This is a genomic window from Nocardiopsis sp. NPDC055824 (assembly GCF_053616335.1).
In genome coordinates this window covers 36,888-59,573 of sequence record NZ_JBSHDN010000004.1, presented here as the reverse complement: position 1 = coordinate 59,573, position 22,686 = coordinate 36,888, and the positions used below count along the sequence as shown (strand labels likewise).

Genomic DNA, 22,686 nt, shown 5'->3' with positions numbered 1-22,686 from the left:
ACATCGCCCGCCGCCTCCCAGGAGCGAACGGCGCGGGTGATCCAGCAATTCTGGAGAGTAGATGAGCGAGCTTCCCTTGCGCGCCCAACTGGCATCGGTTCTGGGAAGGAGCGCAGCCAGCCTGTCCCGCGCCACCGGGCGGGGAGACGGCTCCGTCATCGGTGGCAGGGTGGCGCTCAAGGTCGAACCCGACCTGCTCGCCAAGCTCGCCCGGGGCCGCAGGCTCGCCCTGGTCAGCGCCACGAACGGCAAGACCACCACCACCAGGCTCATCGCGCAGGCCCTGCGCGAGTTCGGCGACGTGGCCACCAACGAGTACGGCGCCAACATGCCCACCGGGCACATCACGGCGCTGTCCGACAACCGCTCGGCCGTCAACGGCGTGCTGGAGGTCGACGAGAAGTACCTCCCGCAGGTGCTGCTCGCCACCCAGCCGGCGTTCGTGGTCCTCATGAACCTGAGCCGCGACCAGATGGACCGCGCCTCGGAGATCAACCTGCTCGCCAAGAAGTGGCGCACCGCCCTGGGCAAGAGCAACGCGCACGTCATCGCCAACGCCGACGACCCCCTCGTCGCCTGGGCGGGCCTGGGCGCTCCCAACGCCACCTGGGTCTCCGCCGGCCAGCGCTGGAAGGAGGACTCCTGGTGCTGCCCCGAGTGCGGCGGCCACCTCCGGCGCGAGGCCGACCCGCACTGGGAGTGCCCCGAGTGCGGTCTGGCGCGGCCCCGGACGAGCTGGGCGGTCGAGAACGAGACCGACACCCTGGTCACGCCCGAGGGCCAGAGGATCAAGCTGCGCATGAACCTGCCCGGGGACGCCAACCGGGCCAACGCGGCGATCGCCGCCGCGACCGCCGCCGGGTACGGCATCCACCCGGAGCGCACCGTGGAGCGCCTGCGCGAGGTCACCTCCGTCGCGGGCCGCTACACGTCCGTGGTGACCATGGGCGTCGAGGTCCGGCTGCTGCTCTCCAAGAACCCCGCCGGGTGGCTGGAGTCGTTCGCCGTGCTGGACCCGCCCCGGACGCCGGTGATCCTCGCGGTCAACGCCCAGATCCCCGACGGCAAGGACACGTCCTGGCTGTGGGACGTCGACTACACGGTCCTGCGCGACCGCCGCGTGTTCGTCATGGGCGAGCGCCGCACCGACCTGGCCCTGCGCCTGGAGACCGACGGGGTCCGGTTCGAGATCGCCGACCGCGTGGACGAGGTGCTGGGCCGCCTCAAGGCCGAGCAGCCCGACATCACCAAGGTCGACCTCATCGCCAACTACACCGCCTTCCAGCAGATCCGCACGGCGTACGGCCGCGTCCAGTAGGGGAGAGTCATGACGAACACCAGTGCGTTGCGGATCGTGTGGATCTACCCCGACCTCCTGAGCACCTACGGCGACCAGGGCAACGTCCTCATCCTCAAGCGCCGGGCCGAACTGCGGGGCATCCCGACCGAGATCGTGCACGTCCACTCCAGCGACTCGGTGCCCGAGCAGGGGGACATCTACCTGCTCGGCGGCGGCGAGGACCGGCCGCAGATCCTCGCGGCCGAGCGCCTGCGCGCCGACGGCGGGCTGGCCCGCGCCGCCGCCCGCGGCGCGTGCGTCTTCGCGGTGTGCGCCGGCTACCAGATCATCGGCGAGACCTACGGCGACGACGAGGCCAACCCGCTGCCGGGCGTGGGCATCCTCGACATCCGCAGCGGCCGCGGCCAGGCGCGCGCGGTCGGCGAGATCGTCGCCGACGTCGAGCCCTCCCTGGGCGTCGGACGGATCACCGGCTTCGAGAACCACCAGGGCCGCACGGCCATCGGCCCCTCGGCCCGCCCGCTGTCGACCACGGTCCGGGGCATCGGCAACGACGACCGCACCGAGGGCGCCTACCAGGGCCAGGTGCTGGGCACGTACCTGCACGGACCCGCCCTGCCCCGCAACCCGCAGCTGGCCGACCTGCTGCTGCGCTGGCGCGTGGGCCAGCTGGCCCCGCTCGCGCCGTCCTGGGGCGAGCGGCTGCACGACGAGCGCATGGCCGCGGCGCTGCGCCAGTAGCGCCGCGCACGGAGCACGGCCGCGGGGCCCGGCGGACACGGAACCACTCCCTGTCCTCCGGGCCCCGCCCGCGTCCGCGCCGGTGTGCCGCCCGTGCGGCCGGGGCGCGGGCGGGGCCCGGCGCCCGCGCGGCCGCGGGGCCCGTGGAATGAACAGGCCCCCCACAACGCTGCCCTGGGCATGAAGGCAATGGCACTGCACCAGTACGGTTCCGCTGACGACCTGGCCCTCGTGGAGCTTCCCGAGCCCAAGGTGGCGCCGGGGGAGGTCCTGATCCGCGTGAAGGCGGCGGGGGTGAACCCGGTCGACTGGAAGCTCGCGGCCGGAGGGCTCGACCCCGTCATGGAGGCGGGTTTCCCGCTGATCCCGGGGTGGGACGTCGCGGGCGTCGTCGAGGCGGTCGGGTTCGACTCGACCGAGTACGGGATCGGGGACGAGGTCTACGGGTACCTCCGCAAGGACTGGGCGAAGAACGGCACCTACGCCGAGCTGGTCTCGGCGAGCGTGCGCATGCTCGCCCCCAAGCCGGTGTCGCTGGGCTGGGAGGAGTCCGCGGGGGTCCCGCTCGCCGGCCTGACCGCCTACCAGGCGTCGAGGCGCGTCGGCGTGGGAGCCGGTGACACGGTGCTCGTCCACGCCGCCGCCGGCGGCGTCGGGTCGTTCGGCGTCCAGATCGCGGTGGCGCGGGGCGCCCGCGTCATCGGCACCGCCAGCGAGCGCAACCACGACTACCTGCGCTCCCTGGGGGCCGAGCCCGTCGTCTACGGCGACGGCCTGGCCGACCGGGTCCGGGCCCTGGCGCCCGGGGGCGTCGACGCCGTGCTGGACTTCGCCGGCGGCGGGGCGGCCGAGCAGTCCCTTCCGCTGGTCGGGAGCCCGGGCCGGGTCGCCTCCGTCGCGGACGCCGACGTCCTGGAGAGGGGCGGCCACTACGTGTGGGTGCGCCCCGACTCCGCCGACCTCGTCGGGCTGTCCCGTCTCATCGACGACGGCAAGGTCTCCGTGTACGTCGAGCGCGCGTTCCCCCTGACGGAGGCGGCCGACGCCTGGCGCCTGAGCCAGACCGGCCGGACCCGGGGGAAGATCGTCCTGACGGTCTGACCGGCACAGGAGCCCCGGAGTCCGCCGAGGGCCTGCGCGGACGCGGTCCGCGCAGGCCCTCGCCCCCTGGTACCGCCGGCCCGGGACGGGGCGGCCGGGCTCCCCGGGCAAAGAGGTCACAACTCCGGAATGTCGGGCAAGTGACTTGCGTCACATGTATATGGGTACCAGTGATCGACGGCCGTCACCGTCCGGACGGGGTTCCGTCGTGCGGGCGCTTGCCGTCCCGGTGGCGGTCTTCCTGGCGGCGGCAGGATGCGTGGGGACCGTCGTCTCCCTGAACAGCGTCCCGTCACCCGACGTCCGGGTCACCGTCGGCGAGGAGGAACCCGGCCCGTCGTCCGGCCGCGAGCCCGAGGAGGGCGACCCCGGGGCCGCGGAGCCGCCCGGATCCGGGACGGCCGGCCCCGAGGAGCCGGAGACCGCCGAGCCGGAGACCGGCGGCGGGACCGGGTCCGTCCCGCCCGGATCGTACGACGGCGTCTCCGTCGCGGTCGGGGAGTTCGCGGTCACGGTGGAGACGGCCTACACCGACGCGACCATCACGGACGGCATGGGCATGCACGACACCGCGCCCGAGGGCTGGGAGTACTTCATCCTCCGCCTCGACGTGACCAACGCGGGGTCCGCGCCGGCGGCCTTCGACCCGGTCGGGTCGCTCGGGCTGGCCACCGACGGGAGCGAGTACACGAACGACCCCGGGGCCGAGTACACGGTCGCCCACGACTACTTCTGGGACGACCTCGCCCCGGGGGAGACGGTCACCACCCACATCCTGTTCCTGGTCCCCGCCGGGACCGAGCTCTCCTCGGTCCTGATCAACGGGGAGGTCAGGCTCAGCCCGAACTGACGGTCGACCGGCCGCACCGCACGCGAGCGTCGTCGGCGCGGCCGGACAGCGCCGGGGGCGACGGCTAGCGGGGGCGCCTGCGGAGGGTGATCTGGGCGTTGGCCCCGGTGTCCGGGTCCACCACGACCTCCTGCCCGGCGGCGATGCCCTCCACCACCAGGTCGGCGTCCACGGGCGCGGAGCGCTTGAGCACGCCGAGGGCGATCGGTCCCAGTTCGTGGTGCCGGGCCGAGGTGCCCACCCGGCCGACGGGGCGGCCCTCCAGCTCGATCGGGCTGCCCACCTCGGGCAGGCGCTCCGCGGTGCCGTCCAGGTGCAGCATCACCAGCCGGCGCGGGGGCCGGCCCAGGTTGTGCACCCGGGCGACCGTCTCCTGGCCCGGGTAGCAGCCCTTCTCCAGGTGGACGGCCCTGCCCACCCAGTCCACCTCGTGCGGGATGGTGCGGTCGTCGGTGTCCAGCCCGGGGCGCACCCGGTGCCCGGCGATCCGTTGCGCCTCGTACGCCCACATCCCCGCGGGACGCGCCCCGGCGGCCGTCAGGGCCTCGGCGGCGGCGGAGAGGCGCTCGACCGGAAGGAACAGGTCGGTGCCGTCCTCCGCCGCGCGCACGGGCACGTCGCCGAGCGAGGCGGCCTCGACGGCCTTCGCACGGTCCGGGCCGAGCACGGTCAGGACCGCGCGGGAGTCGCCGAGGTCCTCCACCTCGACGCGCAGCATGAACCTCATGGAGTCCAGGAACGCGGCCAGCGGGGCCCCGCCGCCGGGCTCCGTGTGGATCCAGACGGCCTCGCCGTCGTCCACGAGGGACAGGTGGTGGCGGAGGTGGCCCCGGGTGTCCAGGATCAGGGCCTCGGTGGCGGTTCCCGGGGCCAGGCCCTTGGTCGACTGGCTCGTGAGGTCGTTCAGCCACCCCAGGCGGTCGGGGCCGCCGACCCGGACCACGCCCCGGTTGCTCCGGTCGACCCACGCGCTCGAACGTTCCATGGCGCGCCCCTCGTGGGCCGGGTCGCCGTAGTGCGCGGCGACCCCGGAGTCGGGGGACTCGGCGCCCACGGCGCCCGGTGTGCTCATCAGCGGCGAAGTCATACAGCCGAGACTAGCCGCCCCGTAAAGAGTCCGAAAACACCGCTCTGACCTGCGGTTTCGCGCACAGGAAAAACATTTGCCCCGGGCCCGCCGCGGGACGTATCGTCGGTGTCACGCAAGAAAGGAGGTGGTCTGAGAGTGATTGATCTCAGGACTGGCGAGGTGGCCGTCCGCTAGGGCGACGCTCGCGTTCGCGCGGCGTCGCCCGCAGCGAATCCCAGACGGACACCCGGACCCCGGGCTGCCGGACTCGTCCGACCGGCCCCGCCCCCGCGGCGGGAACCAGCCCGGGGTCTGTCCTTGCCCGGACCCCGCCCCTACGTGCCGGCGCCGGTCCGCTTGAGCTGCGCCGACATGTACGAGCGCAGGCTGTGGCCGCGCGCCGCCAGGTCCCAGGCGTACCCCAGCGTGTCCCGGTCGTCGCCGAACAGGCCGTAGAGCCTGTGCGAGGCCGTCGCGTCGATACCGGTCTCGGTGTGCACCACCGCGTCGGTGTGCATCTCCACCCGGTTCGCGAACACGTTGCCCAGGTAGACCTCGATGAAGCCCTCGGGGTGCGAGATCAGCGCCTCCAGGTGCACGACCTGCTCGCCGTCCTCGCGCTTGCCCGCATCGGAGTCCGGGCGCGCGCGCCAGTACCCCGACTCCTCGGCGACGAGCTCGCCCGGCTTGCCGTCCGCGCCCATCCGCCAGGCCCTGCTGGTGAAGGCGAGGTACGGAAGACCGGCCGTGTGTGTGAACTCGATCTCCTGTCCGAACTGGAACTCTTCCACGTCGGCGTAACCGGCGACGCCGACGCCCTCCCAGTGACCGATCAGGAAGGACAGTTTCGCCAGATCGGGATGTGCCTCAGCGTCCATGACACCAGAGCGTAGCGGCGGCGGACGAGTGGCGGTGACCACCGCCGTGCGAGCGGCGGCTCCGGCCACTCCCGTGCCGTGGTCCGGACATGCCCAATTGGCCCCGCTTTCCCGGAGAACTGGTAAAGATTGTCAGCAACGCGGTGTGGCCACGGGGTGTTACGCCAACCGCCGACGAAGACCTCCGACGCACTTCCATAAGGGGCGGCCTGTGTTACTGGTGATCGGTTCGGCGCTGCTCGTGGCCGCGGTGGTCCTCCTCCCGCTGACCGTTCTCGCCCTCCGGCGCTGGCTCCGGCAGCGCGGACTCGCCCAGCTCCGGCCGGGCGCCCTCACCGCCCAGGAGGGCCGGCGGGTCACGCTGACCGGAGTGGCCGCGCCGGGGCCGGACGGCCCCATCACCTCCGGTCTCGCGGGCGTGGAGTGCGTGTGGCACGGCCACGAGGTGCTCCGCCACTACTGGCCGCTCAACCGCGACCGGACCGAGGGCGCGGTCCGCGAACGGGCCTGCGACTCCATCGCCGACTACGGCTCCGACGACCTGTTCGGTCTGGTCGCCGAGGGGCGCGGGGGCGACGCCGACCGCGTCTTCGTCGTCCCGGGCGACACCGGCCCCAAGGGCGCCGAACTCTGCCTGAAGCGCCTGGTCGGCCGCCCCCAGCCCGGCGTGGCATCGCCCGCCGACGACCTGCTGCCCCGCGTGCGGGGGCGGATCTCGGGTGTCTTCCGGGGGGAGACCATCGAGTTCGAGTACCGGGAGTGGGTGATCCGGCCCGGGGCCCGCGTGCGCGTCACCGGGCAGCTCCGGGTACGGGACGGACGCGTGCTCCTGACCGCGCCCGAGGACGGCTCGATCACCATCGAGCACGGTGTGGACGAGCAGCCGGTGCGTGTGTCGCCCCGCAGGACGGAGGCGATGGTCCTCACCGCCGCCTTCGGCTTCTGCGCTGTGGCGGGGGCGATACTGACCCTCACGGCCCTGTGAGTAGGCTGACGACCATGTCTCGTTCCTTGGTGATCAAGGTCACCGCCGGTGAGGACGACCCGGAGCGGTGCAACCAGGCGTTCACGGTCGCCGCCGCGGCCCTGGCCAGCGGGGTCGGCGTCTCCCTCTGGCTGACCGGTGAGTCCGCGTGGTTCGCCGTCCCCGGCCGGGCGGAGGAGTTCTCCCTCCCGCACGCCGCTCCCCTGAAGGACCTCCTCGACGCGGTGCTCGCCGCGGGCCGGGTCACCGTGTGCACGCAGTGCGCGGCCCGGCGGGAGCTCGCCCCGGGCGACCTCCTGGACGGCGTGCGCATCGCCGGGGCCCCCTCCTTCGTGGAGGAGGCGGTCCAGGACGGCGCGCAGGCCCTCGTGTACTGACCGGGTCCGGACGCGGCCGTGCCCGTGCCGCCGACGGCGGCACGGGCACGGGAAGGCGGAGTGGCAGCTACTTCTTGCCCTGGTTGGCGACGGCCTCGATGGCGGCCTTGGCGGCCTCGGGGTCGAGGTAGGTGCCGCCCGGGTTGGTCGGCTCGAAGGAGTCGTCCAGGTCGTAGACCAGCGGGATGCCCGTCGGGATGTTCAGCCCGGCGATGTCGGCGTCGCTGACGCCGTCCAGGTGCTTGACCAGTGCGCGCAGCGAGTTGCCGTGCGCCGCGACCAGTACGGTCTTCCCCGCGGAGAGGTCCGGGACGATGGAGTCGTACCAGTACGGCAGGGCGCGGTCCAGGACGTCCTTGAGGCATTCCGTGCGCGGCAGCAGCTCCGGCGGGAGCTGGGCGTAGCGGGCGTCACCGGCCTGCGAGTAGGGGTCGTCGTCCGCGATGGGCGGCGGAGGGGTGTCGTAGGAGCGGCGCCAGATCATGAACTGCTCGTCGCCGTACTCCTCGCGCGTCTGCGCCTTGTCCTTGCCCTGGAGGGCGCCGTAGTGGCGCTCGTTGAGGCGCCAGCTGCGCTCGACGGGCAGCCAGTGCAGGTCGGCGGTGTCCAGGGCGAGGTTCGCCGTGCGGATGGCGCGCTTGAGGAGGGAGGTGTGCAGGACGTCCGGCCTCACACCGGCGTCCTTGAGCAGCTCCCCGCCCCGGCGGGCCTCGTCCTCGCCCGTCGCGGAAAGGTCGACGTCCACCCAGCCGGTGAACAGGCCCTTCGCGTTCCAGACGCTCTCACCGTGTCGCAGAAGTACCAGAGTTCCCATGGGGGCAAGCCTAGCCACCCGGCGACCGGGCCCGGTCGCCCGCCCGCCACCTGGGGGCCGCGGCGGCGCTGCCTGCGGATAGGGCCGTGCCCGGCCCGGACGGCGCGGCCGGAGGCGCCCCGTACGGGACCCGGGACCCGGCGGCGCGGGGCCGGGCCGCCCTACAGGTCGTCCGCGGGTTCGGCCAGGTGCGCGAACGCCCGCAGGTTGCGCATGTCGTGGCCCCGTTCGGCGCGCCACTTCCACTCCCTGCGGATCGCCGACGCGAACCCGCGCTCCAGGGCCCCGTTGAAGTTCTCGTCCGAGTAGGTGAGCACGCAACCGAGCAGGCGGTCGACCTCGTCGGGGGTGACGCCCTCCAGCGGGAGGCGGCCGCGGAGGTAGACGTCGCCGGCCTCGTCCGCGGCGAACGCCATCCCGTACATGTCGGAGTTCTTGCGCATCAGCCACAGGTAGAAGTCGGCGTGGTTCTCGTCCGGCTGCCGGCAGAAGAACGAGGTGAGGGTGAGGCTGTGCGGACCGGTCTCCAGCCACACGAGGGTCTTGAGCTTGGCCCTGCCCGGGAGCGTGACGAGGAACGACCCCTCGCGCGGGCACTCCGCCTCCAGCCCCGACTCGGTCACCGCGGCGGTGATCGCCGCGACCGCGGCCTCGCGCGCCCCATCGGTACCCACCTGGTACGCCTCCCTCACTCGGTCACCTGTTCGCGGCCAGCGGCAGCGCGGGCGGGCTGATGCTCGCGCTGTACACGTCCAGCAGCTCGTCCACCGTCCGCGACCAGCCCAGGGTGGCGGCGTGCTCGGGCGCCGCCAACGCCAGCTTGGCACGCCAGGCCGGTTCGCTGATCATCCTGTGCAGCTGGGCCGCGTAGTCCGCCGGGTCGTGCCCGTCCACCAGGACCCCGGACACCCCGTCCGCCACGGCCGTGGTCAGCCCTCCCACGCGCGCCGCGAGGACCGGGGTGCCGCACGCCTGGGACTCCACCGCCACCAGGCCGAAAGACTCGGAGTAGGACGGCACCACGGTCACCGCGGCCGCACGGTAGTGGTCGGCCAGCCGCTCCCGGGACTGCGGCGGCTCGATCCGCACCACGTCCGCCACGCCCAGGGACCGGGCCAGGTCGGTGAGCATCCGGGGCTCGCGCATCCCGCCGCCGGACAGGCCGCCGACCACGCCCACCACCAGCCGCGACCGCAGGGAGGGGTCGCGCCGCAGGAGGTCCGCCGCCGCGCGGATCAGCACGTCCGGGGCCTTCAGCCGCTGCACGCGGCCCACGAAGAGCAGCAGCTCGGTGTCCTGCGGGAGGCCGATGCGGGTCAGCGCGTCCCGGCGCGAACCGGGGCTGAACACCTCCAGGTCCACCCCGGGCGGGATCACGCTGATCTGGCCGTCGCGCGCGCCGTAGTGCTCGCGGAGCTGGCGGGCCTCGTCCTCGGTGTTGGCGATCAGCCGGTCGGCCTGGTGGACCAGCTGGTCCTCGCCGCGCACGCGCATCTCGGGTTCGGGCACGTCGCCCTCCGCCAGGGCGGCGTTCTTCACCCGGGCCATGGTGTGCATCGACTGGACCATCGGCACGCCCCAGCGGCGGGCGGCCACCACACCGGCGCGGCCGGAGAGCCAGTAGTGGCCGTGCACGAGGTCGTAGTGGCCGGGGTCGCCCTGGGCCTCGGCGCGCAGCAGGCCGAAGATGAACGGGCACAGGTGCTCGGCGAGGGTGTTCTTGTCCAGGCGGCCGTAGGGCCCGGCGGGTATGTGCCGCACGTTCACGCCCGGGGCGAGCTCCACGACCGGGGGCATGTCGCGTTCGGTCGCGCGGGTGAAGACGTCGACGGCCACGCCGCGTTCGGCCATCCGGCGGGCCACCTCGACCACGTAGACGTTCATCCCTCCGGCGTCACCGGTGCCCGGCTGGTCGAGCGGCGAGGTGTGCAGACTGACGGTCGCGACTCGGGAAGGGACCGCCGCCTGTTCTCCCACGGGAACGATTCCAGACACCGGTGGGTCCCTTCAGATCGCGTATACAGCCGCTGTCGTCAACAGCGACGAAGGTACACACTGTTCCCGCCCGGATTGTCCGAGGGGCCTGCTATTGACCGTTCGGCATCCGAGGTGTAGCGGACCGGCCCGCGGCCGGGAGGTCCGCCGTGGTGGGAAAGCCGCGCTCGCACGCGCCGGAGCCGTTCCCCCGGCCGGGACGGACTGTGGCCACCGTCATACCGCGTGCGGCGAGGAGGCGGGAGGGGCGGTCGGTCCGGCCGCGGACACGGCCCTCCCCGGGAGGGGGGCGGTCGTCGAGGCCGGCCACCGGAGCGAACCCTGCGCCGCCCGCCCCTCCGGGCCCGGCGGCCGGTCGGAGGAACGGGCCCCGGCACCGCCTCGGAGGGGGCGGCGCGGGGTCATCCGCACGGACGGGGCAGCCCCGGGAGCCGTCTGCGCACCGGACCCGGGCCCGCGCAGGGCTTCGGGCCGCATGCCGGACCGGCCGCTCAGACCGCGATGGCGTGCCGGAGCCGGAGGTCGTCGGGGTAGGGGCGCAGGTACGTCTGATCCCTGACCCACGCGACGTCCTCCCCCGCGCAGTGGTGGCGCAGCAGCGCCACCGGGACGCTCAGCGGCACCTGCTCCCTCCGGTAGTCCTGGATCGCCTCGAGCAGGTCGTGCCTGCGGGAGTCGTCCAGGAGGGGGCTCAGCATCCCGAAGGCGTGCTGGAGGGCGTTGACGTGCCTGCCCCGGCTCGGCACGACCGCCATCGTCCGGTGGAAGGCCTCGGTGTACGCGGCGACGGTCTCCTCCCGTTCGGCGGTGCCGGCGCGGGCGACGATCCGCCCCGTCTCCCGGTACCCCTCGGGGGAGTGGGACATCAGCTGCAACTTGTGCCGTGCGTGCAGCTCCACCAGGTCGCGGGTCCGCCACGGCGACTCCCAGAGCGTCCGCAGCCTCGCGTGCGCGAACACGCGCTGGGCGAACAGCTCGCGCAGGACCGGGTCGGACAAACGCCCCTGCTCCTCCACGGGGAGGGACGGCAGCAGCTCGGTCAGCCTGCGGGCGAAGGCGCCCCGTCCCTTGCCGTCCACGCGGCCGCCGTCCTCGTCGAACACCGGCAGCGCGTACAGCCCGCAGCTGGGCGACTTGTTCTTGAGGACGTACCCGTCCAGGCGGCGCAGCTGGGCGAGGTGCCGGTCGGCGGTCCGCGCGAGTTCCTCCGAGACGTCGGCCCCGCTCTTGCTGGAGACCACCCTGTCCTCCCCGTCCCGCCGCTGGAGGCGCAGCGTCGGGCGCGGGACGCCCAGGCCGATCTCGGCCTCCGGGCAGACGGGGAGCCAGCCGACGTGCCGGTCGAGCTCGTCGGTGAGGAAGCGTGAGCGCGAGTGCCCCCCGTTGTAGCGGACCGGCGCCCCCAACAGGCAGCTGGACACCCCGACCAGCGGACGCGGAGGGGTCTCCGCGGTGGTCTGTGCAGGTGGAAGGCGTGTCGTCATACGTCATCCCTACCCGGTCCGGGGAACCGCCACCGGTATTCTCCCGGGGCGTTCCGTGGCTCTAGGGTATCCGGATGAACACGTTGCGTAGTGTTCTGCACGATCCAGGCAAGGAGCGCCGCTTGTCCGCCCCGACACTCGTCCTGTTCACCCAGGACCTCCGCGTCCGCGACCACCCCGCGCTCACGGCCGCGATCGAACGCACCCGGACCGTCGTCCCGGTGTTCGTGCTCGACCCCGCCGTCGCGGACCGCTCCGCCCGCAACCGGGTCGCGCACCTGGCCGACGCGCTCGCCTCCCTGCGCGCCGGCCTCCGCGAGCGCGGCGGCGACCTGGCGGTCCTCCGGGGGGACACCGCCGAGGAGGTCTCGGCCCTGGCCCGGGCCGTCGGCGCGGACACCGTCCACACGACTGCCGGGGTCACCGCCCTCGCCGCGCGCCGGGTCGGCCGCCTGCGCGCGGCGGGCCTGGCCGTGGAGTGCTTCCCCGGCCTGACCGTGGTCCCGCCCGGGGAGGTCGCCCCGGCTGGCGGGGACCACTACAAGGTGTTCACCCCCTACTGGCGGGCCTGGGAGGCGCACACGTGGCGCGATCCGCTCCCCGCCCCGGACCGGGTGGCCCTGCCGAAGGGCGTGCGGACCGGCCGCCTGCCCGGGGACGACGGCCGGGGCAGGGGCGCCCTGGCGGGGGAGCTGCCCGAGGGCGGTGAGCGCGCGGCCCGGAAGCGGCTGGCCGACTGGACGCTGCACGGCCTGGCCGACTACCCCGACCGCCACGACGACCTCGCCGGCGACGCCACCTCCCGCCTGTCCGCGGACCTGCGCCTCGGCTGCCTGTCACCGCTGGAGACCGCGCTGGCCGCGGACGGGCGCCCCGGGGGGTCGGAGTTCGTCCGCCAGCTCGCATGGCGCGACTTCCACCACCAGGTCACCGCGGCCTTCCCGGCCGTGAACGTCCGCGACTACCGGCCGCGGGGCAAGGAGTGGCGGCGCGACCCCGACGCCCTCGCGGCGTGGAAGGAGGGCCGCACCGGGGTGCCGATCGTCGACGCGGGCATGCGCCAGCTGCTCCGTGAGGGGTTCGTCCACAACAGGGCCCGCATGATCACGGCCGCCTTCCTCACCCGGACTCTGCGCGTGCACTGGAGGGAGGGTGCCGACCACTTCTTCGAGAACCTCCTCGACGGGGACGTGGCGAACAACTACGGGAACTGGCAGTGGGTGGCCGGAACGGGCAACGACACCCGGCCGAACCGGTCGTTCAACCCGCTCCGCCAGGCGAGGCGCTTCGACCCCGACGGTGTGTACGTCCGCCGCTACCTGCCCGAACTCGCCGATCTTCCGGGGGCCCGGGCCCACACCCCCTGGAGGGAGGAGGCGCCCCCGGAGGGCTATCCGCCGCCGATCGCCGACCCCGGCCACTGACCCGGGGGCGGCTCCGGGCCCCGGACCGGGCCCGGGCGCCGGGACAGCGGCCCGTCCGGGCCCGCGGCCGACCGGACGAGCGCACCGCGTGCGCGGGGGAGCCGGCGGCGGGCCTCCGGAACCCGCTGCCGGGGGTCGCCCGCGCGGGGCTCCCCACGGGCGTCGCCTCCCCCGGGCGGACCGCCGAGGGGGCCGCGACCGGACGGCCGCCCCGGCCGTAGGCGTGTGGAGGTGCGGGGCGGCCTCCCGGACGGGCCGTCCCGCGCCCTCCGGCAAGCGGGCCGCGACGGTCAGGACGCCTCGAAGGCCGCCCGGAAGGCCGCCAGCGCCGCGTCGTCGAACAGCACCATCCGGATCTCCGGTACACGCGGCCGCGCGGTGCGGATCGCGTGCGCCGCCACGCGCGCCGCATCGTCCACCGGCCAGCGGTAGACGCCGGTGGAGATCGCGGGGAACGCGACCGACTCCGCCCCCAGCTCGTGGGCGACCCGCAGGGACTCGCCGTAGCAGGAGGCCAGCAGCGCGCTCCGGTCCTCGGTGGAGCTGTACACCGGTCCCACGGTGTGGATCACCCACCGCGCGGGCAGCCTGCCCGCGGTGGTCGCCACCGCCTGCCCGACGGGCAGACCGCCCCCGTAGTGCCCGGCGCGCAGCGCGCGGCACTCCGCCAGGATCGCCTCCCCTCCCCTGCGGTGGATGGCGCCGTCCACCCCTCCGCCGCCCAGGAGGGAGCTGTTGGCGGCGTTGACGACCGCGTCGACGCCCTGCTCGGTGATGTCGCCGCGGACGAGGTCGACGCGGTGGCGCTCTGGGGAACCCATGGTGCTTCCTTCCGGTGCGGAGGGGCAGTATCGCACCGGTCGCCCCTCGCACCCCGGACGCCCCGCGCGCCCCGACCCCCGCCGGACAGCCCCGTGCGACCGGCGCCCGGCGCGGACGCGCGCCCCGCGGCGGACCGTCCCACCCGCCCCGCCGGCACCCGCCACCGCCCCCGGGCCCCTGACCAGGGTCCCCGTGAACGCGATCCGCCTCACTCCGGGCGGGGCGGCGGCGCCCCGGACCGGTCCCGCACCCCTCCGGCGCCGGGCCCGGGGCCCGGAATCGGAGGGCGCAATCCCTTGTCCCGCAGGAGACGAGGATTTAACGTGGGGGTACGACGGCCTGTAGTACGACCCCAAGTAGACTCGTGGTCATGAATCGGCTCGGCGAACTCGAACGCGCGGTGATGGATGTACTGTGGGCACGGAATGAACCGATGACGGTTCGTGAGGTCGGCAAAGCGCTCGCGGAGCGCGACCTGGCGCACACGACCGTCATGACCGTGCTCGACAGGCTCGCCAAGAAGAAGGTCGTCACCCGGGCACGCGAGGGTCGTGCGTGGCGATACCGTCCGGCAGCCAGCCGTGAGGCCTACGTCTCCGAGTTGATGTTCGACGCGCTCGGACAGACCGGTGACCGCGACGCCGCCCTGGCCGCCTTCGTCCAGTCCATGGACGGCAAGGAGGCTGCCGCGCTCCGGCGCGCACTCTCGGAAATCGAGCAGCCAAGGAACTAGTCCGTATGGTCAGTGCCGCCCTACTCTCCCTCGTCGCGGTCGGCTGCCTCATCGCCATGGAGGCGCTCCACCGGGCCAAGTGGCCCTCGCGTGGTCCCTACACGGCGGTGATCACCTGGCAGACCCTGGGCCTGGCCTGGGGCGTGTCCACCATCGGCGCCCTCCTGGCCTTCGGGCTGTCCTCCTACCAGCTCGGCGCGGCCGGCGGTTCCCTGGCCCTCGCCACCGACCTCGTCACGGGTCGGCTGATCCTCACGGAGCTCTCCCAGGGCGTCGAGGGCGTCAGCCACGTCGTGGCCGTCGTCCTCGCCCTCGTACTGACCCTCGTGCTGTTCTACGGCCTCGTCTCCTCCTTCGTGCAGGTCGTCCGCGTCCGCCGGCGCCACCACGACCTCCTCGAACTCGTCGCGAGCGAGCACCCCGACGTGCCCGGGGCCCGGGTGGTCGACCACCCGGCCGCAGCCGCCTACTGCCTGCCGGGCGTCCTGCGCTCCCAGGTCGTCATCAGCGCCGGAGCGCTCGCGGTCCTCGACAACCGCGAGCTGGCCGCGGTCCTGGCCCACGAGCACGCCCACCTGCGCCAGCGCCACGACCTGGTGCTCCTGCCGTTCTCGTCGCTCAAGCGCGCGTTCCCGCGGGTCCGCCTGGTCCGCACCTACTACGAGACCGTCGCCCTGCTCATCGAGATGTGCGCCGACGACCAGGCCAGCCGCCGCAGCTCCTCCCGCGAGCTCGCCATGGCACTGCTGCGCTTCGGCGCCGCCGGCCCCGCGCCGGTCCCCGCCGGGGCCATGGCCGCGGTCAGCGAGGCCGAACCCGGCGTCATGCAGCGGGTCAACCGGCTCCTGAGCCCCGCCGAAGAACTCCCGTACCACGCGGGCGCGGTCATCATGGGCGGCTCGGCGTTCCTCCTGGCGGCGGTCACCTGCCTCTGGCACATCCCGGTGTGACCTCCGGCCCCGCAGGTCGCGGATCCGCCTCCGCGGGCGCCACCGGTCCACCCGGCCGCGCGGGAGGCGCGACACGTGTGATCCGAACCTCCGCGGGCACGATCGGCGCCCGCGATCCGTTTACGGTGGAGAGCGGGCGGTCCCCCCGCTCGGAACGTCTTCGGGAGTGTGCGTCTTGTTCGGACTGATCTGGCAGGCCATCTACCTGGTCACCTTCGTGGCCAGTCTGTACGCGCTGATCGAGGCGATCCGCACGCCCGCCGCGGCGTTCGAGCTGATGGACAAGCAGACCAAGAAGCTGTGGATCGTCCTCACCGGCCTCGCCTCGGGCCTCTCCCTGCTGGCGGTGTTCTCCGGCCGCGGGATGTTCGTGATCCTCGGCCTGGTGGCCACCCTGGTCTTCCTCCTCGACGTGCGCCCGGCGGTCAAGGGCGTGGGCGGCAACCGCAACAACGGCCCCTACGGTCCCTGGTAGGCCGCCTCCGCCCGGCGGTCACGGGCGCCCCTCCGGGGCCGCGTCCGTCCGGGAGGCGTCCGCGCAGTTCATGGCGCCCATCACCCGCCAGAGCGCCCCGGCGTAGGCCGGGTCGCCCGTGTAGTCCGAGTGGCCCAGGATCTCGGGCCTCCTGGCCTCGCCCGGCGGGGCGTCGTAGCCCCGCGGGTCCGGGATCGGCTCCGCCTGTTCCACGGTGAGCAGGTCCCCCTCCCCTCCGGACGCGTCCCGCAACCGCACCGGTCCGGCGATCGCGTCCGTGACGCGCCACAGGTTGTGCCACACCGACACCCGCTCCCGCAGGTCGGCGAACGGCCCCGGCCCGAAGTAGGCTGGGAAGTACCTGGCGTACAGGCGGTCCAGCGGTGAGCCGTGCGTGATCAGCGCGATCCGGCCCAGGCAGTCGGACGGCAGCTGCCACACCGTCGCCGCCGCCAGCACCGAACCCTGTGAGTGCCCGGACAGCACCACGTCGGTGTCCTCCCGGGTCATCCTCGCCACCCTCGCGGACAGCTGGGGCACGGCACGCTCCGCGTAGGACGGCGGCGCCAGCGGGTGGGCCGCACGCGGCCAGAACGTGCCGACGTCCCACAGCGCGCCGACCGCCTGCCGCGTCGGCCGGTCGCGGTACGCGCTGCGCCCGATCAGCGCCAGCGCCACCAGGGACGCCCCGCCGAGCAGCGAACCGACGCCGATCAGACCCGACACCGTGCCCTGGGCGACCCCCTGGGCCCCGCCCGCCACGGCCGTCGCCGCGGGGACCGGTCCGGCCCCCAGGTTGCCGGTCAGGGTCGAGTAGAGCGCCAGGACCCCCAGAGCCCCCGCGGGGAGGAGGAGGGCCACCATCACGGAGGGCAGCACCTCGGTCATCCGCCCCGCCGCCCGCGCCCGCGCGATCTCCCAGGTACGGCGGTCGCGCACGCTGCGCGCGTAGTCCTCGGCGACCTTCGGGAGGTGCGCCCGCGTGCTCCGGCGCAGTTCCAGCGCGAGCATCGCCACCAGCCCCACCGCGATGGCCGCCTCCAGCGCGAAGGTCAGCTGGAGCCACGAGTAGGCCGAGGGCGCGGACAGGGGCAGGCAGGGGGCGCCGGGCGCGGACAGGGAGCCGCAGCCGCTCAGCCACAGAGAGCCCTGGTAGACCAGGGCCGCGGAGAAGCCGCCGCCCAGGAGGGCGCCCAGGGCGGCCGTGGCCGGCCCGGCCAGGCCGCGCATCGCCGCCCCGTCGTGGGCCCGGTCGGCGGCGAACAGCACCAGCGCGGCGGCCAGCATCAGCAGGACCAGGGACGCCTGCACGGCGAACAGCGTGTTGAGGATCGCCCCGTTGCCGGGCAGCCGTCCGGCGGCCGCCCACTCCGGGCGCGGCCACGCCGTGTACACGGCCACCGCGATGCCCAGGACCAGGGTGGCGTCGCGCAGGAGGCGGCAGACCCGGTCGGCCCGGGCGTTCCAGCGCGGGTCCACGCCGGGGACCAGGACGCTCAGGGCGCTCCCCCCGACCACCGCCGAGAGCAGGACCGCCAGCACGGTCCCGGCCCCCCACAGGACGGAGTCGCCGCCGGGTCCGCCCGACGGGGAGATCAGGTCGTGCCGGAGGGCGGGGACGAGCAGGAGCGCGGCGACGGTCCCCAGCGCCACCGAGATGTGGGCCGAGCGCAGCCTGGCCATGGTCTCGCTGTTGCGCCAGAAGTCGGCGTGGCTCAGCGGCGCCGCCGCGCTCTCCCGGGGCGGCACCGCCGGGGAGACCACCTCGTAGTCGGCGGCGGTGCGCCGCGACAGCCGCCACAGCACCAGCACCACGGCCACCGGCAGCACGGCGCCGACCAGCAGGGCCGTCCCCGGCGCGGACAGCAGCGACGCGGGCGAGGCCAGGAACGCCAGCCACGGGAGCACCCGGACGCACTCCTCGCCCTGCCCGGCGGCGCACTGCCAGGCGACGAGGTCCATGCCGATCCCCCCGGCGGCCAGGGTGATGAGCATCGTCAGCGTCAGCGCCAGCAGGCGCACGCCCGCCCCGTACGCGTTGTTGGCCAGCCGGCGCACGCCCGTGGGGGAGCGGTCCATCCGCCCGGGCCGCATCCAGTACGCGACGTTGATCAGCATGAACGGCAGCAGGAGCAGCCACAGCGCCCGGGAGGACCTGCCGGAGGTGAGGTTGCCCCAGGCGAAGATCTCCCGGCGCACCCCGGGAACGGTCTCGGTGTCGGCCTTGCGCCGCCACCGGAAGAAACCGGCCAGGCGGTCGCCGCCCACCCGCATGGCGGGCTCGACGTCCAGCAGCTCCTCGGCCTGGCCGCCGCTGACGCCGTGCACGCGCAGCTCCACGCAGTTGTGCGCGGCAGGGCCCGGTGCGGTCGGGGCGGAGGCGGGCTCGGGGGCGGACGGGGAGGAGACGACGACGGGGGGGACGGGGGCGGTCGGGGCAGGCTCATGGGCGCTGAGGGGGGCGGTGAGGTCCGACATGTCAAGCATCCTGCCACGCTGCGTGTCCGAGCGACAGCACCGGAGAAGACCTGGGGACGGCCCCGACGGGCCGGGCCGACCGCGCGGATCCCCTGTCCCGCAGTGCTTCCGCGCCGTCCCGCGCGCCCGTGCCGCCCGGGACGCGGGGCCCGCGGCCGGTCCGGCGCACCGGGCGGCCCGGTCCGGCGCACCGCCCGCGCGTCCGGAGCCGGCGCTCAGTGCACGAGCGTCTCGTCGTCCAGGTCCCAGGTGTTGCAGGCGGCCGGAGTCTGCTCCTCCCAGCCCCGGCTGGTCCAGTGCACGCTGTTGTCCGCCGACCCGTGCGTGCGCTCCTCCTCGCCGCCGTCCTCGCGGTCGGCGGTCGCCCTGGCGTCGCCGAGGACCGCCTCGAAGTCGTCCTCGTCCAGCGGGAAGCTCACGCGGACGGAGGCCAGGAACGCACCGGACAGGCAGTTCGCCTGGAGCTCGCTGCGGCGCGTCCACGCGTTCCGCTCCAGGGGGTCCTCCTCCAGCTGGCGCTGCTCGTGGTAGTACTCCAGCAGCCCCGACTCGCCCTGGACGTGGTGGCCGTACTCGTGGGCCAGCAGGGACGCGTACACCACCGGCCGCGTGGCGCCGTTCCACTTCTCCACCACGTCGGCGGTCCCGATGTAGATGCTCGTGCTCGCACGGCAGTAGAACGCGCCCGCCTGCGACGGGTAGGGGCGGCACGGGCTCACCCCGGGCTCGTCCCAGAACACCCGCTCCGGCGGGGTGAAGGGGATGCCCGCGCGGGCGAACTGGGTCGCCCAGGCGTCGTCGAGGCAGTCCGCCACCGAGTCCAGGAAGTCCTTCATCGACTCCGTGTCGTCCACGTCCAGCCCGGGCGCCGGGCACGGGCGCGGACTCAGGCGGCCGGTCCCGTACAGCGGGTTCGCGACCAGGGCCTCGTGCCCCGACGGGCTCTCCCGCTGCCCGAACGGGTCGGCCAGGCCGGTGGCCGCGGCGTCCCCCGAGGGGCTCTGCCCCGGCTTGTCGTCGAAGTCGGTGTCGGGCGCCGAGCCGTCACCGCCCCCCTCGGGCGCCGCGCCGGAACCGGAGGCCTCCTCGCTGACGGTCGTCCAGGACAGCATCGCCAGCGCCAGGAGCACCACCACGAGGGCGGTCACCATACCGAGCGCCCGCCGGTCGGCGCGCCGCGCCTGACCGGGCGGCGTTGAACGGGGAGACTCACCGAACCCTGCGTACACCCCTGTCCGCCCGCCCTGTCGTCGCCGTCGGCCGGGCCGGACGGCCAGGCCCCTGTCCGCGCCCCCGCGAGCGCCTCACTCGACCAGGTCCTCGGGGGCGTCCCAGGTGTTGCACGCCCCCGGGTCCACGCGGTCCATGCCGTGCGCCGTCCACAGGCGGCCGTTGCGCGCCGAGCCGTGGGTGTGGTCCCCGCCGCGGTCGGACCGGAGGCCGACGTCGTCGAGGATATTCTCCCGCTCGGCCCCGCCGTGGCCGAGCCCCGGGCCGGAGGCGCCCAGGAACACCCCGCCCAGGCAGTTCGCCTGGAGCTCGTTGCGCCTGGTCAGCTCGTCGGCGGTCTCGCGGTCCACCCCGGCGCGGGCCTCGTGGAACTCGGCGAGGATGCGCGACTGGCCCTGCACGTGGTGCCCGTACTCGTGGCTGAGCAGGAACGTGTACGCCTCGGGCCTGTCGCTCCCGGCCGAGGCCTCCACGATGTCCTCGACCCCCAGGTAGAGGCCCTGGTTGGCCTGGCAGTAGAACGCGGCGGTGCCCTGCGTCGGGAACGCGCCGCACGGGCTGTGCCCCGCCGAGTACCAGTACACGCGGTTGGGGGACGAGAACTCCATCCCCGCCGACGCGAAGTAGGCGCTCCACGCCCGGTCGAGGCAGTCGGCGATCTCGTGGACGAACCCCTCCACGGACTCCGGGTCCTCCGGGTCCAGCTCGGGGGCCTCGCAGGTGACCTCGCCGAGCTCCCCGATCCGGTACAGCGGGTTGTCGCCGAGCATGTCCCCTCCCGTGGACACGGCCCGCTGGTGCTCGCCGCCCCCGTCGGCCGGGCCGGCCGACGCCACCGGGTGGGACCACGCGGCGTCGGAGGAGGACAGCATCGCCGAGAACGCCAGGAAACCGGTGAAGGCGACCGCGGCCAGCCCCGTTCCGAGCGTGAGGGACACGCCGAGCCCCATCCGCTGGAAGAACCCGGGCCGCTCCGACCAGAACTCCGGGACCGGGGCCGGCCCGCGCCTCACCACGGCCGCCTCCCGGGGGCCGGGAGCACGGAGCCGCCCGCGGTGCCCTGTGACAACAGCGCGCGGGGGGACCGGATAGGCTCTCGCGTCATGTGGTGGGTCGGCTCCTGGCGCCCGGCCGTCGTGGCGACGACGGTCCTCTCGGTGTGCTCCGTGCTGGTCACGGCGCCTGGCGTCGTGTGGCCGGAAGGGGAGGCCCACGCCGCGACGGCAGCCGCGCCGGCCACCACAGTACCGGGGGGCGCGCCGGACCGGACCGGCGCGGTCGGCCTCGGGAGCGCGGCCGATCCGCTGATCACCAACGACGTCAGACTGGAGCTCGACCGCGCGGGGGTCCTCCACGGCGAGGAGACCATCACCTTCAGCGGCGGGGCCCCCGCGGAGTTCACCAGGGCCCTCACCGAGACGATGCTCTACGACACGGACCACGACAGGAAGTTCGAGGTCACCGGTGTCGAGGCGACCGACCTGGACGGCAGCCCCCTGGCCGTCGAGGTCGAGAAGACGGACGGGACGCTGTACGCGCGGATCCCCACCGCGGCCACCGCCGGCGTGGTGCTCACCTACAGGGTGGGCGGGACCGTGAGCGAGGTCACCCAGGGCGTCCAGATGGAGTGGAGGGCCGTCGGCGCCTACAGCCACACCGTGGAGTCCACCGACGTCACCGTGACCGCGCCCATGCCGCCCGAGGCGCTCTCGTGCCTGGCGGGCGAACCGCGCAGCGCCATGTACTGCACCGCGTCCGACATGGGGCCGGAGGCGGGCGTCGCCCACTTCCTCCAGGCGGACATGGAGCCCGACGACCGGCTGGACATCGTCGTCAACTACCCCTCGGGCACCGCCGAGGGCGAACCCATCCTCACCCGGAGGTGGTCGCTCGCGTCCGCCTTCGCGGTGACCCCGGCGACCGCCGGCGTGTTCGGCCTCCTCCTCGTCGTCCTGGTCGGCGGCCTGGCCGTGCTGATCCGGGTGCGGGGACGGGACGAGCGCGCGCTGCGCCGGGAGGCCTCCGAGGGCGACCACGCGCCGGTCGAGGAGGGCGAGCGGGGGCAGCTGAGGTTCGCGCCCCCGGACGACGTGCACCCCGGCCAGATCGGCACCCTCATCGACGAACGCGTCGACATCGCCGACCTCACCGGGGCGGTGCTCGACCTCGCGGTGCGGGGCTACATCCGGCTGGAGGAGCTGCCGCACGAGCACTTCACGTCCGTCGACTGGCGCCTGGTGCGGCTCGACGGCCCCCCGGGGGAGACCCTGCTGGCCTCCGAGTGGCTGCTGCTGGACGCCCTCTTCGGCGAGCGGCGCACGGTGCGGCTGTCGCAACTGGGGTCGCCGCGGGCCTCCGCCGACTTCCCCGCCAGGATCGACCGCGTGCGCGAGGAGCTGTACCGGGACATGGTGCGGCTCAAGTGGTTCGCCCGGTCGCCGAGCCAGGTGCGCACCCGCTGGAGCACGGTCGGGATGGCGCTGACGGCGGCCGGCGTGGTCCTGACCGGGGTCCTCGCGGTCTTCACGGGCGCGGCCTTCTCCGGCCTCGCGGTCGTCATCGCGGGCGCCGCCGTCACGGCGGGAGCCCAGTACATGCCCGCCAAGACCAAGCTGGGCAGCAGCGTGTACGCGCACACGATGGGCTTCCGCGACTTCCTGCTGAGCCCCCGGGCGGAACGGGCCCTCCCCGGCCGGAGGGTGGAGCTCTACTCGCGCTACCTGCCGTACGCGGTGATCTTCGACGACGTCGACCGGTGGGCGAACATCCTGGCCTCGGCCGCGCTCGCCGACCTCACCCCGGAGGAGCTGACCGGCGACGGCCTCGCCTGGTACACCGGCCCCCGCGAGTGGAGGATCGAGGACTTCGCCGACTCCATCACCACGTTCGTGGTGTCGCTGACCGGCATCATCACCAACACCCGGCGCCTGCGGGCGCTCAACCAGTTCCAGCGGTCGCGGTAGCGCGGACCGGGCGGCGA

General features: G+C 74.2%; 21 protein-coding genes. 11 read left to right on the top strand and 10 right to left on the bottom strand.

The window, feature by feature from the left end; all coding sequences use genetic code 11:
• Nucleotides 1–61 precede the first annotated feature (61 nt).
• From ACWGL3_RS02275 to ACWGL3_RS02260, 4 genes are all read left to right on the top strand, one after another.
• Nucleotides 62–1,318 (top strand): Mur ligase family protein, encoded by a 1,257-nt coding sequence (locus ACWGL3_RS02275; protein ID WP_267947783.1) that lies wholly within the window; start codon nt 62–64, stop codon nt 1,316–1,318.
• Between the two features lie 9 nt (nt 1,319–1,327).
• A complete protein-coding gene (locus ACWGL3_RS02270) occupies nt 1,328–2,041 on the top strand; it encodes a type 1 glutamine amidotransferase (RefSeq protein WP_267947784.1) in 714 nt (237 codons plus the stop codon).
• Between the two features lie 180 nt (nt 2,042–2,221).
• Nucleotides 2,222–3,142: an NADP-dependent oxidoreductase gene (locus ACWGL3_RS02265; protein ID WP_346660232.1), complete on the top strand. Its 921-nt coding sequence runs from the start codon at nt 2,222–2,224 to the stop codon at nt 3,140–3,142.
• A 208-nt stretch (nt 3,143–3,350) separates the two neighbouring features.
• On the top strand, nt 3,351–3,992 hold the full coding sequence (locus tag ACWGL3_RS02260; RefSeq protein ID WP_267947786.1) for a DUF4352 domain-containing protein: 642 nt from the start codon (nt 3,351–3,353) through the stop codon (nt 3,990–3,992).
• A gap of 64 nt (nt 3,993–4,056) precedes the next feature.
• Here ACWGL3_RS02260 and ygfZ read toward each other — a convergent pair whose 3' ends face one another.
• Both ygfZ and ACWGL3_RS02250 read right to left on the bottom strand, forming a co-directional pair.
• Nucleotides 4,057–5,079, bottom strand: coding sequence for a CAF17-like 4Fe-4S cluster assembly/insertion protein YgfZ (gene ygfZ, locus ACWGL3_RS02255; RefSeq protein ID WP_267947787.1), 1,023 nt, complete (start codon nt 5,077–5,079; stop codon nt 4,057–4,059).
• 317 nt (nt 5,080–5,396) lie between these two features.
• Entirely contained in the window at nt 5,397–5,939 is a 543-nt protein-coding gene (locus tag ACWGL3_RS02250) for an FABP family protein (RefSeq protein WP_452460692.1), read from the bottom strand.
• Between the two features lie 211 nt (nt 5,940–6,150).
• Here ACWGL3_RS02250 and ACWGL3_RS02245 point away from each other — a divergent pair, with 211 nt between their 5' ends.
• Entirely contained in the window at nt 6,151–6,924 is a 774-nt protein-coding gene (locus ACWGL3_RS02245) for a GIDE domain-containing protein (RefSeq protein ID WP_267947789.1), read from the top strand.
• A gap of 14 nt (nt 6,925–6,938) precedes the next feature.
• Nucleotides 6,939–7,301, top strand: a complete 363-nt coding sequence (locus ACWGL3_RS02240; protein WP_267947790.1) for a DsrE family protein — start codon at nt 6,939–6,941, stop codon at nt 7,299–7,301.
• 67 nt (nt 7,302–7,368) lie between these two features.
• On the opposite strand, the gene ACWGL3_RS02235 is transcribed toward ACWGL3_RS02240, so the two are convergent.
• The 4 genes from ACWGL3_RS02235 to ACWGL3_RS02220 all read right to left on the bottom strand — a co-directional run bounded on the left by ACWGL3_RS02235 (nt 7,369) and on the right by ACWGL3_RS02220 (nt 11,594).
• Nucleotides 7,369–8,115, bottom strand: a complete 747-nt coding sequence (locus ACWGL3_RS02235) for a phosphoglyceromutase (protein WP_267947791.1) — start codon at nt 8,113–8,115, stop codon at nt 7,369–7,371.
• A gap of 161 nt (nt 8,116–8,276) precedes the next feature.
• Nucleotides 8,277–8,789, bottom strand: a complete 513-nt coding sequence (locus ACWGL3_RS02230; RefSeq protein ID WP_267947792.1) for a YbjN domain-containing protein — start codon at nt 8,787–8,789, stop codon at nt 8,277–8,279.
• A gap of 22 nt (nt 8,790–8,811) precedes the next feature.
• Nucleotides 8,812–10,110: a D-inositol-3-phosphate glycosyltransferase gene (gene mshA, locus ACWGL3_RS02225; protein ID WP_267947793.1), complete on the bottom strand. Its 1,299-nt coding sequence runs from the start codon at nt 10,108–10,110 to the stop codon at nt 8,812–8,814.
• 491 nt (nt 10,111–10,601) lie between these two features.
• The gene (locus tag ACWGL3_RS02220; RefSeq protein ID WP_267947794.1) at nt 10,602–11,594 is read right to left on the bottom strand and encodes a YbgA family protein; all 993 of its coding nucleotides are present in this window, start codon (nt 11,592–11,594) and stop codon (nt 10,602–10,604) included.
• 122 nt (nt 11,595–11,716) lie between these two features.
• On the opposite strand from ACWGL3_RS02220, the gene ACWGL3_RS02215 reads away from it, so the two are divergent.
• Entirely contained in the window at nt 11,717–13,018 is a 1,302-nt protein-coding gene (locus tag ACWGL3_RS02215) for a cryptochrome/photolyase family protein (RefSeq protein ID WP_344176591.1), read from the top strand.
• A gap of 290 nt (nt 13,019–13,308) precedes the next feature.
• Here ACWGL3_RS02215 and ACWGL3_RS02210 read toward each other — a convergent pair whose 3' ends face one another.
• Nucleotides 13,309–13,839, bottom strand: coding sequence for an O-acetyl-ADP-ribose deacetylase (locus ACWGL3_RS02210; protein ID WP_267947796.1), 531 nt, complete (start codon nt 13,837–13,839; stop codon nt 13,309–13,311).
• 371 nt (nt 13,840–14,210) lie between these two features.
• Between ACWGL3_RS02210 and ACWGL3_RS02205 the strand changes: the two genes are divergently transcribed.
• The 3 genes from ACWGL3_RS02205 to ACWGL3_RS02195 all read left to right on the top strand — a co-directional run bounded on the left by ACWGL3_RS02205 (nt 14,211) and on the right by ACWGL3_RS02195 (nt 15,998).
• Nucleotides 14,211–14,573: a BlaI/MecI/CopY family transcriptional regulator gene (locus ACWGL3_RS02205; protein WP_267947797.1), complete on the top strand. Its 363-nt coding sequence runs from the start codon at nt 14,211–14,213 to the stop codon at nt 14,571–14,573.
• 5 nt (nt 14,574–14,578) lie between these two features.
• Complete coding sequence (locus tag ACWGL3_RS02200) at nt 14,579–15,523, top strand: M56 family metallopeptidase (protein WP_267947798.1); 945 nt, start codon at nt 14,579–14,581, stop codon at nt 15,521–15,523.
• A 175-nt stretch (nt 15,524–15,698) separates the two neighbouring features.
• The gene (locus ACWGL3_RS02195) at nt 15,699–15,998 is read left to right on the top strand and encodes a DUF2516 family protein (RefSeq protein WP_267947799.1); all 300 of its coding nucleotides are present in this window, start codon (nt 15,699–15,701) and stop codon (nt 15,996–15,998) included.
• An 18-nt stretch (nt 15,999–16,016) separates the two neighbouring features.
• Here the strand turns inward: ACWGL3_RS02195 and ACWGL3_RS02190 are convergent, their stop codons facing one another.
• From ACWGL3_RS02190 to ACWGL3_RS02180, 3 genes are all read right to left on the bottom strand, one after another.
• Nucleotides 16,017–18,476 (bottom strand): hypothetical protein, encoded by a 2,460-nt coding sequence (locus tag ACWGL3_RS02190; RefSeq protein ID WP_452460691.1) that lies wholly within the window; start codon nt 18,474–18,476, stop codon nt 16,017–16,019.
• Nucleotides 18,477–18,691: 215 nt separating this feature from the next.
• A complete protein-coding gene (locus ACWGL3_RS02185) occupies nt 18,692–19,705 on the bottom strand; it encodes a neutral zinc metallopeptidase (RefSeq protein ID WP_452460690.1) in 1,014 nt (337 codons plus the stop codon).
• Between the two features lie 75 nt (nt 19,706–19,780).
• Entirely contained in the window at nt 19,781–20,722 is a 942-nt protein-coding gene (locus ACWGL3_RS02180; RefSeq protein WP_431061476.1) for a neutral zinc metallopeptidase, read from the bottom strand.
• A gap of 87 nt (nt 20,723–20,809) precedes the next feature.
• On the opposite strand from ACWGL3_RS02180, the gene ACWGL3_RS02175 reads away from it, so the two are divergent.
• Nucleotides 20,810–22,669 (top strand): DUF2207 domain-containing protein, encoded by a 1,860-nt coding sequence (locus ACWGL3_RS02175; protein WP_267947802.1) that lies wholly within the window; start codon nt 20,810–20,812, stop codon nt 22,667–22,669.
• Nucleotides 22,670–22,686: the final 17 nt, after the last annotated feature.